Source organism: Streptomyces sp. NPDC003393 (assembly GCF_053589015.1).
Genome location: NZ_JBSFRB010000014.1, coordinates 32,527 through 47,450 on the forward strand (window position 1 = coordinate 32,527; position 14,924 = coordinate 47,450).

General features: G+C 71.7%; 13 protein-coding genes, 1 tRNA gene and 1 pseudogene. 4 read left to right on the forward strand and 11 right to left on the reverse strand.

Annotated elements, in window-relative coordinates; all coding sequences use genetic code 11:
• Positions 1-6: 6 nt before the first annotated feature.
• The 5 genes from ACWDUZ_RS16265 to ACWDUZ_RS16285 all read right to left on the reverse strand — a co-directional run bounded on the left by ACWDUZ_RS16265 (position 7) and on the right by ACWDUZ_RS16285 (position 6,029).
• A complete protein-coding gene (locus ACWDUZ_RS16265) occupies positions 7-1,491 on the reverse strand; it encodes a peptidoglycan D,D-transpeptidase FtsI family protein (protein ID WP_451632462.1) in 1,485 nt (494 codons plus the stop codon).
• Complete coding sequence (locus tag ACWDUZ_RS16270; RefSeq protein ID WP_451632463.1) at positions 1,488-2,927, reverse strand: FtsW/RodA/SpoVE family cell cycle protein; 1,440 nt, start codon at positions 2,925-2,927, stop codon at positions 1,488-1,490. Before ACWDUZ_RS16270 ends, ACWDUZ_RS16265 begins: the two co-directional genes overlap by 4 nt.
• Positions 2,928-2,954: 27 nt before the next feature.
• On the reverse strand, positions 2,955-4,508 hold the full coding sequence (locus tag ACWDUZ_RS16275; RefSeq protein ID WP_451632464.1) for a Stp1/IreP family PP2C-type Ser/Thr phosphatase: 1,554 nt from the start codon (positions 4,506-4,508) through the stop codon (positions 2,955-2,957).
• Between the two features lie 140 nt (positions 4,509-4,648).
• The gene (locus ACWDUZ_RS16280; RefSeq protein WP_451632465.1) at positions 4,649-5,161 is read right to left on the reverse strand and encodes an FHA domain-containing protein FhaB/FipA; all 513 of its coding nucleotides are present in this window, start codon (positions 5,159-5,161) and stop codon (positions 4,649-4,651) included.
• 10 nt (positions 5,162-5,171) lie between these two features.
• On the reverse strand, positions 5,172-6,029 hold the full coding sequence (locus ACWDUZ_RS16285) for an FhaA domain-containing protein (RefSeq protein ID WP_451632466.1): 858 nt from the start codon (positions 6,027-6,029) through the stop codon (positions 5,172-5,174).
• Between the two features lie 579 nt (positions 6,030-6,608).
• Here ACWDUZ_RS16285 and ACWDUZ_RS16290 point away from each other — a divergent pair.
• Positions 6,609-6,692: transfer RNA gene (locus ACWDUZ_RS16290), tRNA-Leu, on the forward strand.
• Between the two features lie 141 nt (positions 6,693-6,833).
• Here ACWDUZ_RS16290 and ACWDUZ_RS16295 read toward each other — a convergent pair.
• Positions 6,834-7,422, reverse strand: a pseudogene (locus ACWDUZ_RS16295) (dioxygenase family protein); the annotation flags it as partial.
• Positions 7,423-7,680: 258 nt separating this feature from the next.
• Here ACWDUZ_RS16295 and ACWDUZ_RS16300 point away from each other — a divergent pair.
• The 3 genes from ACWDUZ_RS16300 (at position 7,681) to ACWDUZ_RS16310 (ending at position 10,719) form a co-directional block, all read left to right on the forward strand.
• Positions 7,681-9,201, forward strand: a complete 1,521-nt coding sequence (locus ACWDUZ_RS16300) for a DUF2252 domain-containing protein (protein WP_451632467.1) — start codon at positions 7,681-7,683, stop codon at positions 9,199-9,201.
• A gap of 222 nt (positions 9,202-9,423) precedes the next feature.
• Positions 9,424-10,272, forward strand: coding sequence for a hypothetical protein (locus ACWDUZ_RS16305; protein ID WP_451632468.1), 849 nt, complete (start codon positions 9,424-9,426; stop codon positions 10,270-10,272).
• Between the two features lie 99 nt (positions 10,273-10,371).
• Positions 10,372-10,719 (forward strand): rhodanese-like domain-containing protein, encoded by a 348-nt coding sequence (locus ACWDUZ_RS16310; RefSeq protein WP_451632469.1) that lies wholly within the window; start codon positions 10,372-10,374, stop codon positions 10,717-10,719.
• Between the two features lie 143 nt (positions 10,720-10,862).
• On the opposite strand, the gene ACWDUZ_RS16315 is transcribed toward ACWDUZ_RS16310, so the two are convergent.
• The 5 genes from ACWDUZ_RS16315 to paaA are packed head-to-tail and all read right to left on the reverse strand — an operon-like array spanning position 10,863 to position 14,578.
• Positions 10,863-11,927, reverse strand: coding sequence for a 2Fe-2S iron-sulfur cluster-binding protein (locus ACWDUZ_RS16315; protein ID WP_451632470.1), 1,065 nt, complete (start codon positions 11,925-11,927; stop codon positions 10,863-10,865).
• Positions 11,927-12,520: a 1,2-phenylacetyl-CoA epoxidase subunit PaaD gene (gene paaD, locus ACWDUZ_RS16320; protein WP_451632471.1), complete on the reverse strand. Its 594-nt coding sequence runs from the start codon at positions 12,518-12,520 to the stop codon at positions 11,927-11,929. The genes ACWDUZ_RS16315 and paaD overlap by 1 nt, the downstream gene beginning before the upstream one ends.
• Positions 12,514-13,233: a 1,2-phenylacetyl-CoA epoxidase subunit PaaC gene (paaC, locus tag ACWDUZ_RS16325; RefSeq protein ID WP_451632472.1), complete on the reverse strand. Its 720-nt coding sequence runs from the start codon at positions 13,231-13,233 to the stop codon at positions 12,514-12,516. Before paaC ends, paaD begins: the two co-directional genes overlap by 7 nt.
• Positions 13,230-13,517, reverse strand: a complete 288-nt coding sequence (paaB, locus tag ACWDUZ_RS16330; protein ID WP_037614825.1) for a 1,2-phenylacetyl-CoA epoxidase subunit PaaB — start codon at positions 13,515-13,517, stop codon at positions 13,230-13,232. The genes paaC and paaB overlap by 4 nt, the downstream gene beginning before the upstream one ends.
• Positions 13,514-14,578 (reverse strand): 1,2-phenylacetyl-CoA epoxidase subunit PaaA, encoded by a 1,065-nt coding sequence (gene paaA, locus ACWDUZ_RS16335; RefSeq protein WP_451632473.1) that lies wholly within the window; start codon positions 14,576-14,578, stop codon positions 13,514-13,516. Before paaA ends, paaB begins: the two co-directional genes overlap by 4 nt.
• Positions 14,579-14,924 lie beyond the last annotated feature (346 nt).

Below are 14,924 nucleotides of genomic sequence, written 5' to 3' on the forward strand. Positions count from 1 at the left end.
GCAGGGTCACTTCTTGGAGTTGATGACCGCCTCCATCACGCTCTTGGCGATGGGCGCGGCGAGGCCGCCGCCGGAGATGTCGTCGCGGTTGGCGTTGTCGTCCTCGACCACCACGGCCACCGCGACCGGCGAGCTGCCGTCGCTGGTCTTGGCGTAGGAGATGAACCAGGCGTACGGCTTGCCGGCGTTGTTGACGCCGTGCTGGGCGGTACCGGTCTTGCCGCCCACGGTGACGCCGTTGCCGATCTGGGCGTTCTGGCCCGTGCCCTCCTTGACGACCGTCTCCATCATCGACTGGAGGATCTGGGCGTTCTTCGAGGACAGCGGCCGGCTCAGCTCCTCCGGCTGGGTCTGCTCCAGGGTGTCCAGGGTGGGCGACTGGAGCTTGTCGACCATGTACGGCTTCATCAGCTTGCCGTCGTTGGCGACCGCGGAGGCGACCATGGCCATCTGGAGCGGGGTCGCGGCGGTGTTGTACTGGCCGATCGAGGACAGCGCGGTCTGCGAGGGGTTCATGTCGTCGGAGAACACCGAGGCGTTGGCGCGGACCGGGGTGAACTGCTCCTCGTTGAAGCCGAACTTCTCCGCCTCGTCGAGCATCTTGTCGTTGCCGAGGGTGGAGCCGATCTTGCCGAAGACGGTGTTGCAGGAGTACCGCAGCGCGACGCGCATGGTGGCGTCCTTGCAGGGGATGTGGCCCTCGTTGGGCAGCTGGGTGGTGGTGCCCGGCATGGTCCAGGGGTCCGGCGAGTCGGTCTTCTCGTCGGCGGACGTGTACAGGTTGTTCTCCAGCGCGGCGGCCGCGGTGACCACCTTGAAGGTGGAGCCCGGCGGATAGGTCTCGCGCAGCGCCCGGTTCAGCGTCGGGTCGCTGGGATCGTTCTTCTTCTGGAGCTTGTTCCAGGCCTTGCCATCCGCCGCGGAGGTGCCGGCGAACGAGGAGGGGTCGTACGACGGGTAGGAGGCCAGTGCGAGGATCTTGCCGGTGGACGGCTCCAGGGCGACGACGGCGCCCTTGCCGTGACCCTTGAGGCCGTTGTACGCCGCCTTCTGGGCCGCCGCGTTCAGCGTGGTGACCACGTTGCCGCCCTGCTTGGGCTTGCCCGTGATCATGTCCAGGGTGTTGCGGAAGAACAGCCGGTCGTCGTTGCCGGTGAGGATGCCGTCGTCGATGTTCTCCAGCTGGGTGGCACCGAAGGACTGCGAGGCGAAACCGGTGACGGGTGCCCACATGGGGCCGTTCTTGTACGTGCGCTTGTACTTCAGGTCGTTGAGCCCGTTGCTCTTGGTCTCGGTCGACCCGGTGATCGGGGAGCCGCCGACGATGATGTCGCCGCGCGGGGTGGAGTAGCGGGCGATGGTGACGCGGCGGTTGTTCTCGTCGTTCTTCAGGCCGTCGGCCTTGACGTACTGGAGCCAGTTGTCGCGGATGAGCAGCGTGAGGACGAGGAGGCCGCAGAAGATCGCGATCCGGCGCAGGGGCTTGTTCACGGGCGGACCACCTGGGTCATCTCGGCGTCGGGGTTGGAGGCGGGGGCGGGCGCCGGCCGGCGGGCCGTGTCGCTGATCCGGATCAGTACTCCGATGAGGGCCCAGTTGGCGATGACGGAGGAGCCGCCGTACGCGAGGAACGGCATGGTCATACCGGTCAGCGGGATGAGGCCCATCACACCGCCGGAGACGACGAAGACCTGGAGCGCGAAGGCGCCGGACAGGCCGATGGCGAGCAGCTTGCCGAACGGGTCGCGGGCGGCCAGCGCGGTGCGCACGCCGCGCTCCACGATCAGGCCGTAGATCAGCAGGATGGCCATGATGCCGGCCAGGCCCAGCTCCTCGCCGAAGGTGGCGAGGATGAAGTCGGAGTTGGCGGCGAACCGGATGAGGTCGGAGTGGCCCTGGCCGAGGCCGGAGCCGAGGGTGCCGCCGGAGCCGAACGCCCACAGGGCCTGCTGGAGCTGCTCGGAGTGCACGCCGGGTGCGCCCGAACGGCTCAGCTTGTACTCGTTCATGGGGTCCAGCCAGGCCTGCACGCGCTGGTGGACGTGCGGCTCGAAGCTGGCCACGCCGACGGCGCCGGCCGCGGACATCAGCAGACCGAAGACGATCCAGCTGGTCCGCTCGGTGGCGACGTACAGCATGATCACGAACATGCCGAAGAACAGCAGGGAGGTGCCGAGGTCCGTCTCGAAGACCAGGATGAGGATCGAGATGACCCAGACGACCAGAATCGGGCCGAGGTCGCGCCCGCGTGGCAGGTACAGGCCCATGAAGCGGCGGCTGGCCAGGGCGAGCGCGTCCCGCTTGACCATCAGGTAGCCGGCGAAGAAGACCGCGAGGACGATCTTGGCGAACTCGCCCGGCTGGATGGAGAAGCTGCCGACGTGGATCCAGATCTTGGCGCCGTAGACGGGCAGGCCGAGACCGGGGACCAGGGGCAGCAGCAGCAGGACCAGCGCGACGACCATCGAGATGTAGGTGTAGCGCTGCAGAACCCGGTGGTCCTTCAGGAAGATCAGCGCCACGACGAACAGCGCGATGCCCATCGCCGTGTACATCAGCTGGTTGGGTGCCTTGTCGCCGGCCTGGTCGATGGCCTGCAGCAGCTTGGACTGGTCCAGCCGCCAGATGACGACCAGACCGAGCCCGTTCAGCAGGGTGGCCAGCGGGAGCAGCAGCGGGTCCGCGTAGGGGGCGAACTTGCGTACGACGAGATGGGCGACGCCGGCCAGCAGGCCGAGGCCCAGGCCGTAGCTCAGCAGGCCGGAGGGCACCTGGTTGTCGATGGCCAGGCCCACGTTGGCGTAGGCGAAGACCGGGATGACGACCGCGAAGATCAGCAGGGCCAGCTCGGTGTTGCGCCGGCTCGGCGCGCCGATGGCGCCGATCGTGGACGTGTGGTGCGTCGGCGGGTTGGTAGTACTGCTCATCGTGTGACGGGGCCTCTCACGGCTTGCCTACTGCTTACCGCACTGCGAGACGACCTTCTGCTCTTCCTCCGAGAGAGTGGGGCCGGGGTTGGAAGTGGGCGCGGTCGCGGACTTGGACGGGGACGGTGACGTGGACGAATGCGGCGTCGGTGTCGCCTTGGACGTGAAGGAGGCGGCGGTGGTTCCCGTGGTGCCGTCGGTGCCGGTGGTGCTTCCGGTCTCGCCCTGCGGCTCCTTGGCGTTGTTCTGGGACTCCGCGGCGCGGCGCTCGGCCTCCTTGCGGCACGCTGAGGCCTGCACCGACAGCTCGTCGATCTTCTTCTGGGCGTCGTGGAGACCGCCGTCGCCGGCGATCGTCGCCTTGACCTGCTTCTGCTGGTAGGGCGGCAGGTACTTGAGTTCGATCTCGGGGTGGTCGGTCTCCACCTTGGACAGCTTCATCCAGGCCAGGTCCTGGCTGATGCCCCGGTAGAGCGCGACGTGCTCGTCGTTGACGCCGACGAAGTACTGGGTCTGCGTCCAGCGGTAGCCCCCGTACAGGCCGCCGCCGATGACGGCGAGCGCCAGCGCGCTGTACAGGGTGCCCTTCAGCCACCTGCGTCCTCTGCGCGGTTTGACGAAGTCGTCGTCGCCGTAGCCGGCGAAGCCGCCCGCGGGGATGAAGCCGGTGGTGTCGCCGGACCCGGGCGGGCCGAACTCGCCCCCGCCGCCCTGGCCGGGCACCTGGCGGCCCAGGCCCGCGGCGCGGCCGGCCGGGGTCTGCATGATGCCGTTGTCGTGCAGGTGGTGCTGGTTCTCCGCGACCGCGCCGACCACGACCGGGGTGTCGGACAGCTGCGCGGCGAGGGTGTCGCCGGTGTCCAGGTCGAGGACGTCGGCGACGATGACGGTGATGTTGTCGGGGCCGCCACCGCGCAGCGCGAGCTGGATCAGTTCCTGCACGGTCTCCTGCGGGCCCTGGTAGCTGGCGAGGGTCTCCTCCATCGTCTGGTGGGAGACCACGCCGGACAGGCCGTCGGAGCAGATCAGGTAGCGGTCGCCGGCCCGGACCTCGCGGATGGACAGGTCCGGCTCGACGTGCTCGCCGCTGCCCAGGGCGCGCATCAGCAGGGCGCGCTGCGGGTGGGTGCTGGCCTCCTCCTCGGTGATGCGTCCCTCGTCGACCAGGCGCTGCACCCAGGTGTGGTCCTGGGTGATCTGGGTCAGGACGCCGTCGCGCAGCAGATAGGCGCGCGAGTCGCCGACGTGCACGAGGCCGAGCCGCTGCCCGGTCCACAGCAGTGCGGTCAGCGTGGTCCCCATGCCCTCCAGCTGGGAATCCTCCTCGACCATGGCGCGCAGCTGGTCGTTGGCGCGCTGCACGGCCGCGGCGAGGGAGGTGAGGATGTCGGAGCCGGGGATGTCGTCGTCGAGGGCGACGATGGTGGAGATCACCTCGGAGGAGGCGACCTCGCCGGCGGCCTGGCCACCCATCCCGTCGGCGATCGCGAGCAGTCGCGGACCGGCGTAACCGGAGTCCTCGTTGCCCTCGCGGATCATCCCTTTGTGTGATCCGGCGGCGAAGCGCAGTGACAGACTCATGCGCACCTCGCCCGTCGGCTCCGGATACAGCCGATCGTGTCGAGCCACACTGCCCACCCTCCGGTCGGGAGCGCGCCGGGGCCCGGGGTGCCGGCCGCCGCTGCGTGCTCGCTCCGCTCGCGCTCATTCATGACGTAGCACTACTTCCGCAGCTCGATGACGGTCTTGCCGATGCGGATCGGCGCGCCCAGCGGGATCGGTGTGGGGGTCGTCAGCCGGGACCGGTCCAGGTACGTGCCGTTGGTGGATCCCAGGTCCTCGACGATCCACTGGCCGTCGCGGTCCGGGTAGATCCTGGCATGACGGCTGGAGGCGTAGTCGTCGTCCAGCACGATCGTGGAGTCGTGCGCGCGGCCCAGCGTGATGGTCTGGCCCTGGAGCGCGACGGTGGTGCCGGTGAGGGTGCCTTCGGTCACCACGAGCTTGGCGGGGGCGTTGCGGCGCTGCCGGCCGCCGCCCTGCTGACCGCGCTGCTGCGGGGGCGCGGCCTGCCGTGCGGCCTGTTGCGGCCGGGCGGCCTCCCGGCGGGCCCCCCGCTGGGTGACGCGCGTACCGAACAGGTCGCTGCGGATGACCTGCACGGCCACGATCACGAACAGCCACAGTACGGCCAGGAAACCCAGCCGCATGACCGTGAGGGTCAGCTCTGACATTGCCCCCGGTTCACCCTTCGGCTTGCCTATAGATAACGGTGGTGCTGCCCACGACGATCCGCGAGCCGTCGCGGAGCGTAGCGCGGGTGGTGTGCTGCCCGTCCACCACGATGCCGTTGGTGGACCCGAGATCCTGGATCGTCGAGGGCGTTCCGGTCCGGATCTCGCAGTGCCGGCGGGAGACGCCGGGGTCGTCGATCCGCACGTCGGCGTCGGTGCTGCGGCCCAGCACCAGCGTCGGGCGGGAGATCTGGTGGCGGTTGCCGTTGATCTCGATCCAGTAGCGGGTGCGTCCGCCGGCGGACGGTCCCTGCGGGGCCCGGTGCGCGGCGGGCTGCGGGTAGCCGTACCCGCCGGGGCGCGAGCCCGGGGGCGGGGCGGAGGGCATGGGGGGCGCTGCCGCGGGCGGGTAGCCGTAGCCGCTCTGGGCGCCGGGGCGGCCGGGTGCGGCCGGCGCGGGGCCCTGCGGACTCTGCGGGGCCTGCTGGCTGCTGGAGGAGGCGAGCGTACGGCTGCGCACCCGGTACAGGCCGGTGTCCAGGTCGTCCGCCTTCTCCAGGTGGACCTTGATCGGTCCCATGAAGGTGTAGCGCTGCTGCTTGGCGTAGTCGCGCACCATGCCGGCGAGCTCGTCGCCGAGCTGACCGGAGTAGGGGCTCAGCCGCTCGTAGTCGGGCGCGCTGAGCTCCACGATGAAGTCGTTGGGGACGACCGTGCGGTCGCGGTTCCAGATGGTCGCGTTGTTGTCGCACTCGCGCTGGAGCGCACCCGCGATCTCCACGGGCTGGACCTCGGACTTGAAGACCTTGGCGAAGGTGCCGTTGACCAGGCCTTCGAGGCGCTGCTCGAACTTCTTCAGGACTCCCATGGGGCACCTCCTCCGTCGTGGCCGTCGCTGCGGGTCTTGCTGTGGTGCTGAGGCGTACTGCTTACCTGGTACTGCTTACTGATCGTATCCACGCGCCGGTAAATCGGCTGGTTCCCCCTGTCGGCCCCGTCGACGGCTGTCGACACTCCCTGTACGTCCGTACCTCCCTGTGTACGTCTGCCCAGGATCGTAGAGGCGGCCGTAGACCAGTGTCCCGCACCTCAGGGTGCGGCCTGTCCGGCTCCTGGGGAGACGGGCCGGACCGGTACGAGGTTGATACGTGAACAGGCACAGGTTGATACGGAGCGGGGGGCTTCCGGGGTGCGGGGACCCGCGGCCGGGCGTTCCGCGGGACATCGCTGTGTGAACAGGGTGTCGGAGGACGTCGGGGGACGTCGAGAGCGGGCCTCGCGGGGACGCCCGGGCGGGGCGGCCGGACGTCGTCGGTGCTGGTGCGTACGGGTGCGTCTGCCCCGGGGAAAGGGATGTGAACCCACCCCGGACGGCGTGCTAATGTTCTGGGTGTCGGAAGGCGACGGACCCGAAACGAAGGGAACGGAGCCGGAGGACACACCCAATGCGCGGGTGGCGGAATAGGCAGACGCGCTGGATTCAGGTTCCAGTGCCCGCAAGGGCGTGGGGGTTCAACTCCCCCCTCGCGCACAGCTGGAAGCCCCGCAGGTCTCGGACCTGCGGGGCTTTTGCGTCGCCCGAGCCTTGCGGGGTGTGCCTGGCGGTGTCCGGGCGCACGTGCCGGTCGGCCTTCGTGCCTGTGAGGAAGGTCTCAGGGGCGAAGCTCACGCGCGGGGTGCCCGGGGGCCCGGCCTTGACGTGGAGGTGCCGGGTGCGGCCCGGATAGAGGCCCGGCCCGACCGTGCTCAGCGTGTACGCCCCGGTGGCGTCCGTGAACCGGTGCCCTAGCAGCGAGTACCCGGCCACGTCGTACGCGCCGTCGTCGTCGGCCTGCCAGAAGTCGCGGAGGACCCCGGCAGCGGGGTGCACTCGCGCCCGAAGACGTAGCCGCCGACGGTCAGCGGGACGCCCGCGGTGCCCGGCGTCACCAGGTCGGTGCGCAGCGGGGAGCCCGGTTTGAAGTAGGGGCCCGCGATCCGGTCGTGGGTGGGGCCGTCGCCGTCCTCGCAGGCGGGTGTGGACGGCGAGGACCGGTCCCGGCCCGCGAAGTCCCGGGCGAGTGCCGCGGTGCCGGTGAGCAGCGGAAGGTCGGCACCGTCGGCGACGGCCGCTCCGAGCAGGCTCTTGCGGCTGATCGGGCGGCCGGGGCCGGGGCCTAAGACGGGTTCGGGGGGATGGGGGGTCTGAACGGGGGCCGGGCCGGTGGAGGAGTCCGGTCGGGGGACGGGGCCGGAGTGGTCTCGGGTGGGGTGGGTGTCATGGCGGCTCCCCGGTCTCCTCGGACGGGGGAAGAAGGACGGGACGGGCATGACGGTGTGCGGTGGTGAGCGCGGTGATCGTGATGATCGTTGCGATCCCGGACGACTGTAGGCACGTCGCTGACGGCCGTGGAGACACCGACCCGGCCCCTGCGTGGCGTCATGGCGCCCTGAGGGGCGGGCGTCCCGGTGTACCGGGGGCGGGCCCGGCTGTACGGTCTGGCTCGTCGACGTGAACTGGACGGGGAGGGACGGTCGGGATGACCGAGCTCACGGTGGGGACGGACACGGCCGAAGGGGTCGTAGGACGCGCGAGGCGCGTAGGAGGCGCACGGGGTCCGGGGGACACGGAGGCGGCGGCGGCCGTCGCGGGGGCCGGTGACGGGGTCGGACGGGCGGGGCGGGTGCCGGTGGTGCCCGGGTTCGCCCGGTGGCCCGTCGAGGGCTCGCCCAAGGCGGAGGGCAAAGCGCTGCGAGCACGTGTCCCGCGGTCCGCGCACGTCGCCTTCGAGGCGGACGCCGGCCGGCCGGACGCCCTCACGGCCGTCGAGGAGTCCAACCGGGGCCGCATCCCCGAGCTGACGCCGATCCGGGTGGGCAGGATGGCGGCGACACCGTTCGCGTTCCTGCGCGGCTCGGCGGGCCTGATGGCGTACGACCTCGCGCGCACCCCCATGACCGGCGTCGGCGCCCAGATATGCGGTGACGCGCACGCGGCCAACTTCGGCCTGTACGCGGACGCCCGCGGCGGCCTGGTGATCGACCTGAACGACTTCGACGAGACCGTCCACGGACCCTGGGAGTGGGACCTGAAGCGGCTCGCCGCCTCCTTGGTGCTCGCGGGCCGGGAGGCGGGCTGCGAGGAGGACAGCTGCCGTGCCGCCGCCCAGGACGCGGTGGGCGCCTACCGGCGCACCATGCGGCTGCTGGCCAAGCTTCCGGTCCTGGACGCCTGGAACGCCATCGCCGACGAGGAACTGGTCTCCCACACCGACGCCCACGACCTGCTCGGCACGCTGGAGCGGGTCTCGCGGAAGGCGCGGGCCAACACCAGCGGCCGTTTCGCCGCCCGGTCGACGGAGCGGACGCGGGACGGCGGGCGCCGCTTCGTGGACGCCCCACCGGTGCTGCGGCGGGTGAGCGACGCGGAGGCGGCGCTGGTGGCGGCGTCGCTGGAGCACTACCTGGGCTCGCTCCCGGTGGACCGGCTCCCGCTGCTGGCCCGGCACGCCGTGCACGACGTCGCGTTCCGGGTGGTCGGTACGGGCAGCGTGGGCACGCGGTCGTACGTCGTGCTGCTCCTGGACCACCGCGGTGAGCCGCTGGTGCTCCAGGTCAAGGAGGCCCGGCCGTCGGCGCTGGAGCCGCACCTGGTGACCGCCGGTTTCGACGCGCCGGTGGTGGACCACGAGGGCCGGCGGGTGGTGTTCGGGCAGAAGCGGATGCAGGTGGTCAGCGACATCCTGCTGGGCTGGACGACCGTGGCGGGACGGCCGTTCCAGGTGCGGCAGTTCCGCAACCGCAAGGGCAGCGTCGACCCGGCCGCCCTCCCCGCCGACCAGATCGACGACTATGCCCGGATGACCGGCGCGCTCCTGGCCCGCGCCCACGCCCACAGCGCCGACCCCCGGCTGATCGCCGGTTACTGCGGCAAGAACGAGGAGCTGGACGAGGCCATGGCCGCCTTCGCCGTCGCCTACGCCGACCGCACCGAGGCGGACCACGCGGACCTGGTGGCGGCGGTGCGGGCGGGCCGGATCGCGGCCGAGGCGGGGGTGTAGCCCGCTGGGGGCGCTGCGAGCCTGCCGGGCGGTGCGGACGGGGGGATCGGTCCGGTGGCTGACCTTGGTGGTGTCGGTGGCGGGGGTGGTGTCGGCCGGTAGGTGATCTCGGTGTCGGTGGTGCGGGCGGTGTCAGCCCGCGGGTGATCTCGGTGGTGTCGGCGGCGGGGGTGATGTCGGGCGGCGGTCCGGTCGCGGTGGGTGCGGCGCTAGGCTGGTCGGGTGACGACCCCGGAACCTGAGCAGGGTGACGTCGCCGGAGCTGATCGGGCGAGGTCACAGGGCGCCGCGGCGCGGCCCGAGGAGCGGTTGGAACGGGCCGTGCGGGCCGCCGAGCAGGCGCTCATCGAGTACGAGATCGCGGTGGAGACCTTCCGGGTGGAGGTCGAGAACTTCTCCCGGCTGCACGAGCAGCGGCTCGGCCCGCTCTACGCGCGCCTGGACGAGCTGGACGCGCAGATCGCCGAGGCCCGGGCCGAGCGCACCGGTGACCCCGAGGACGTCCGCCGGGCCGAGGAGGCGCGGGCCCGCCTGCAGCCCATCCCCGGCGTCGGGGAGCTGCTGCACGGCTGGATGGACGGAGACGGCCTGTTCCCGGAGGCCGTCGCGATGCTCACCGACCAGCCGGTGCGGCCCCCGCAGCGGGTGCGCCCGAGCGAGGAGGCCCGCAGCCTCTACCGGGAGCTGGCCCGCAAGGCCCACCCCGACCTGGCGCAGGAGGACGGCGAGCGCAAGCGGCGCGAGGAGTTCATCACCCGGGTCAACATCGCCTACGCCCGCGGTGACGAGGACGAGCTGCGTCGGCTGGCCGAGGAGTGGGCCGCCGGCCCCGCACCCGCCGAGCGGCGCCCCAGCCGCAGCGAGGAGCTCTACGCCCGCCTGGAGTGGCTCGCCGAGCGCAAGGAGATCCTCACGCTCGTCGCCAAGCAGCTGGAGGACAGCGCGATCGCCGGGATGCTCCGGCTCGCCCCCGACGACCCCGACGGTCTTCTCGACGAGATCGCCGCACAGCTGCGCGACGACGTGGCGAAACGCGAGTCGGAACTGGCGGAGCTGCGGGCCGGGGCCTGACGCCCCGGCACCCGCAGCCCGGCTCGACCGGGTCCGGTGGCGGCCCGTACCCGCCGGCGACCGTCCGCCACCGGTTGCGCTTCGGGTAGCGTCGGGACCATGCATTTCGGAGCTGGTGTACCCACGGTCGAGGTCCAGGACCTCAAGGACGGCGACTTCCTGCTGGACGTCCGCGAGGACGACGAGTGGCAGGCGGGTCATGCCGAGGCGGCCCTGCACATCCCCATCAGCGAGTTCGTGGCCCGCTACGGCGAGCTGACACAGGCGGCGCCGCAGGACGGCCGGGTCCATGTGATCTGCCGCTCGGGTGGCCGTTCGGCGCAGGTGACGATGTACCTGGTCCAGCAGGGCATCGACGCGGTGAACGTGGACGGCGGAATGCAGGTGTGGGCCGCCGCGGGCCGCCCCGTCGTGACCGACGAGGGCAAGCCCGGCCACGTGCTGTGAGCCGCACGCCGTGAGCACGTGCTGTGAGCCGCACGCTATGACGTATGCCGTGAGCCGCAGGCTGTGACCTGCATTCCGTGGTCCACATGCCGTGAGCACGCGGTGAACAGACGCCGGGTCACGTGCTGTGACCCGGGCCCGGCTCAGCGGTCGAAGTCCAGCTCCACCTTCTCCGTCGCCGGGTGCGACTGGCACGCCAGCACGTAGCCGGCCTCCGTCTCCTCCGGCTCCAGCGCGAAGTTGCGGTCCATGCGGACCTCGCCCGCCACCAGGAAGGCGCGGCACGTCCCGCACACGCCGCCCTTGCAGGCGTACGGCGCGTCGGGACGGTTGCGCAGCACCGTCTCCAGCAGCGTCTCCCCGTCCTGGACCGGCCACGTCCCGCCACGGCCGTCGAGCCGGACGGTGACCGTGCTGTGCGCCGGCGCCCCGGCTGCCGGGCGGGTGGCCGTACCGGCGTCCACGTGGAATATCTCCTGGTGGATCCGGTCCCGGGTGACCCCGAGTCCCCGCAGGGCCCGCTCGGCCCCCTGCACCAGCCCGTACGGCCCGCACAGGAACCACCCGGCCACCTCGGACACCGGCAGCAGCGCGGGAAGCAGCCCGGTGAGCCGCTCCTCGTCGAGCCGCCCGGTCGGCAACCCGGCCTGCTGCTCCTCCCGCGAGAGCACCGTCACCAGCTGAAACCGCTCCGGGTAGCGGTCCTTCAGGTCGGCGACCTCTTCCAGGAACATCGTCGAGGCGGTGGTGCGGTCGCCGCGTATCAGGCAGAAGCGGGCCGACGGTTCGCGGGCCAGCAGGGTGGCGGCCATGGAGAGCACCGGCGTGATGCCGCTGCCGCCGACCACCGCCGCGTACAGACCGGGTGCGGGATGCAGGGTGAATCGGCCCGCCGGGGTCATCACCTCCAGCTCGTCCCCGACGGCGATCCCCTTCAGCGCGTAGGCGGAGAACACCCCGCCCTCCACCAGCCGCACCCCGACCCGCAGGGTGCGCGGCCCCTCTCCGTCGGGGTCCGGGGCCGGCGAGCAGATCGAGTACGTCCGGCGGATGTCGGCCCCGTCGGCAACCCGCCGCAGGGCGAGGTGCTGGCCCGGCGCGTGCCGGTACTCCGCCCGCAGCTCCGGTGGCACCGCGAGGGTGAGGGCCACGGAGTCGTCGGTGAGCCGGTCGACGGCCGTCACGCGCAGTGGGTGGAACCGGGCCATCACACCTCCTTGAAGTGGTCGAACGGTTCCCGGCAGGCCAGGCAGCGGCGCAGCGCCTTGCAGGCGGTGGAGGAGAACCGGCTGAGCAGCTCGGTGTCCGCCGATCCGCAGTGCGGACAGCGGACGGGACCGAGAGACGGGCCGGCGGTGGGAGCGGGCGCGGGAGTGGTGGGGGAGGAGTCCTCGGCCCCGGGGGTCGTACGGGGGCGGGTGCGGGTGGGGCCGAGCTCCACGGAGACGGGTCCCGAGGCGGTCCGTACGCGCGGCGGTGCGATGCCGAACTCCCGCAGTTTGCGCCGTCCTTCGGTGGTGATGTCGTCCGTCGACCAGGCCGGCGAGAGCACCTTGCGGACGGTGACCTCCCGCATGCCGTGCTCGTGCAGCACCCGTTCTATGTCGAGCGACATCGCCTCGACGGCCGGGCAGCCGGTGTACGTCGGGGTCAGCTCGACCTCGACCGCGTCCACGCCGTGCAGGTGCACCGCACGGACCACGCCCAGCTCCCGGAGGGTGAGCACCGGTAGCTCCGGGTCGGGCACGGAGCCCGCGAGCCGCAGCAGCTCCGCCTCCAGCGTGGTCGTCGCGGTCACCATGACGCCCCCGGGTGGCTGCGGTGCAGGTGCTGCATCTCGGCGAGCATCCGCCCGAACGGCTCGGTGTGCACGCCCTGTCGCCCGGCGCCCGCCGACCAGGCCGTGGCCCGCGGACCTTCCGGCAGTGTCAGGGTGGCCCGCTCCAGCACGTCACCCACGGACTCCAGCCAGGCGGCCTCCAGGCCGGCCCAGTCGACGTCCAGGCCTGCCACCGGCTGGAACATCTCGCCGGTGAACCGCCACAGCGCCCCGCAGGCCCGTTGCATCCGCTCGTGGCTGACGTCCGTGCCGTCGCCGAGCCGCAGCGTCCACTGCTCGGCGTGGTCGCGGTGGTAGGCGACCTCGTGGACCGCCTTGGCGGCGAGCGGGGCGAACTCGCCCTCGCCGCCGGCCAGCGCCGCGTACAGCAGGTGCTGGTAGGTGGAGAAGTACAGCTGGCGGGCGATGGTGTGCGCGAAGTCGCCGTTCGGCTGCTCGACGAGCTGGAGGTTGGTGAAGGCGCGCTCCTCGCGCAGGTACGCCAGTTCGTCCTCGTCGCCGACCATCGACAACAGGACCCGGGCCTGGCCCAGCAGGTCGAGGGCGATGTTGGCGAGGGCGACCTCCTCCTCCAGGACGGGCGCGTGACCCGCCCACTCCCCCAGCCGGTGGGAGAGCACCAGGGCGTCGTCGCCCAGGGCCAGGGCGGCGGTGGTGGCGACGGTGGCCGTCACAGGTGCTTCACCCCTTCCGGGATCTCGTAGAAGGTCGGGTGCCGGTAGGGCTTGTCGGCGGCCGGCTCGAAGAACGGGTCCTTCTCGTCCGGCGAGGAGGCCGTGATCGCGGCGGAGGGGACCACCCAGATGGAGACGCCCTCACCGCGCCGCGTGTACAGGTCGCGGGCGTTGCGCAGGGCCAGCTCGGCGTCGGGGGCGTGCAGGCTGCCGGCGTGGGTGTGGGAGAGCCCGCGCCGGGAGCGCACGAAGACCTCCCACAGGGGCCAGTCGGTGTTGGTCATGCCTGCTTCGCTCCTGTCCTGCCTGTCGCGTCTGTCGCGTCTGTCGTGTCCGCCGTGCCTGCCGCGCCGGCTCTGCCGCTGTGCCGGGCGGCGTGGGCCGCGGCCGCCTCCCGCACCCAGGCCCCCTCGTCGTGCGCACGGCGGCGCTGGGTCAGACGCTGCTCGTTGCACGGGCCGTTGCCCTTGAGGACGGCCTGGAACTCGGTCCAGTCGATGGCGCCGAAGTCGTGGTGCCCCCGCTCCTCGTTCCACTTCAGGTCCGGGTCGGGGAGAGTGAGGCCGAGGGACTCCGCCTGGGGGACGCAGATGTCGACGAAACGCTGGCGCAGCTCGTCGTTCGAATGACGCTTGATCTTCCAGGCCATCGACTGCGCGGAGTGCTGGGAGGCGTCGTCCGGCGGGCCGAACATCATCAGGGACGGCCACCACCAGCGGTTCACCGCGTCCTGTGCCATCGCGTGCTGTTCGGGTGTGCCCCGGCTCAGGGCCAGCAGCAGTTCGTACCCCTGGCGCTGGTGGAAGGACTCCTCCTTGCAGATCCGGACCATGGCACGGGCGTAGGGGCCGTAGGAGCAGCGGCACAGGGGGACCTGGTTGGTGATCGCGGCGCCGTCCACCAGCCAGCCGATCGCGCCCACGTCCGCCCACGTCAGCGTCGGGTAGTTGAAGATCGAGGAGTACTTCTGGCGGCCCGTGTGCAGCTTGTCGAGCAGCTCCTCGCGGCTGGTGCCCAGTGTTTCGGCGGCGCTGTACAGGTACAGGCCGTGGCCCGCCTCGTCCTGGACCTTGGCCATGAGGATGGCCTTGCGGCGCAGGGACGGCGCGCGCGTGATCCAGTTGGCCTCCGGCTGCATGCCGATGATCTCGGAGTGCGCGTGCTGGGCGATCTGCCGGACCAGCGTCGCTCGGTAGGCGTCGGGCATCCAGTCCCGCGGCTCGATGCGCTCGTCGGCGGCCACCGCGGCGTCGAAGGCGCGCTGGTTCGCGTCCGTTCCCGCGGCACCGTCCGGGGCCTCGTGCGCCGGGGTGCCGGCCGTCAGGTGCGCGGCTGCTGTCGCCATGCGGTCCCCCTTGACCTCGACTTCTCTGCCATCTACCGACCGATCGTTCGGTTCGGTGGGTTCCATGGTGCGGTTCGCCGCCGCGGAGTGTCAACCGCTGTGGAAAGCGGTCCGCGCCCTGTGGACGGAGCGCGGACCGTCCGCACCCGCCGCGGACGGGTCCGGACGCCGCACCCCCGCCGTGAGGGTCTGTTGTGCGGGCTTCGGGTGCACGGCCTCCGGCGCCAATCGGGTGAAGACCGACAGAGCGGTGTCAAACGTCCTGCGCGCCGGGCGGTCACACGGGCCGGGGCTGTGCCCGGTGGACGGCTCTGAGTACCGTTCCCAGCGGCGCGCGGGGGCGCCA

Coding starts and splice junctions, on each gene's coding strand:
- ACWDUZ_RS16270 (WP_451632463.1), bottom strand. CDS start 2,927: ATGAGCAGTACTACCAACCCGCCGACGCACCACACGTCCACGATCGGC.
- ACWDUZ_RS16275 (WP_451632464.1), bottom strand. CDS start 4,508: ATGAGTCTGTCACTGCGCTTCGCCGCCGGATCACACAAAGGGATGATC.
- ACWDUZ_RS16280 (WP_451632465.1), bottom strand. CDS start 5,161: ATGTCAGAGCTGACCCTCACGGTCATGCGGCTGGGTTTCCTGGCCGTA.
- ACWDUZ_RS16285 (WP_451632466.1), bottom strand. CDS start 6,029: ATGGGAGTCCTGAAGAAGTTCGAGCAGCGCCTCGAAGGCCTGGTCAAC.
- ACWDUZ_RS16300 (WP_451632467.1), top strand. CDS start 7,681: ATGACCGAGCTCACGGTGGGGACGGACACGGCCGAAGGGGTCGTAGGA.
- ACWDUZ_RS16310 (WP_451632469.1), top strand. CDS start 10,372: ATGCATTTCGGAGCTGGTGTACCCACGGTCGAGGTCCAGGACCTCAAG.
- ACWDUZ_RS16315 (WP_451632470.1), bottom strand. CDS start 11,927: ATGGCCCGGTTCCACCCACTGCGCGTGACGGCCGTCGACCGGCTCACC.
- paaD (WP_451632471.1), bottom strand. CDS start 12,520: ATGGTGACCGCGACGACCACGCTGGAGGCGGAGCTGCTGCGGCTCGCG.
- paaB (WP_037614825.1), bottom strand. CDS start 13,517: ATGACCAACACCGACTGGCCCCTGTGGGAGGTCTTCGTGCGCTCCCGG.
- paaA (WP_451632473.1), bottom strand. CDS start 14,578: ATGGCGACAGCAGCCGCGCACCTGACGGCCGGCACCCCGGCGCACGAG.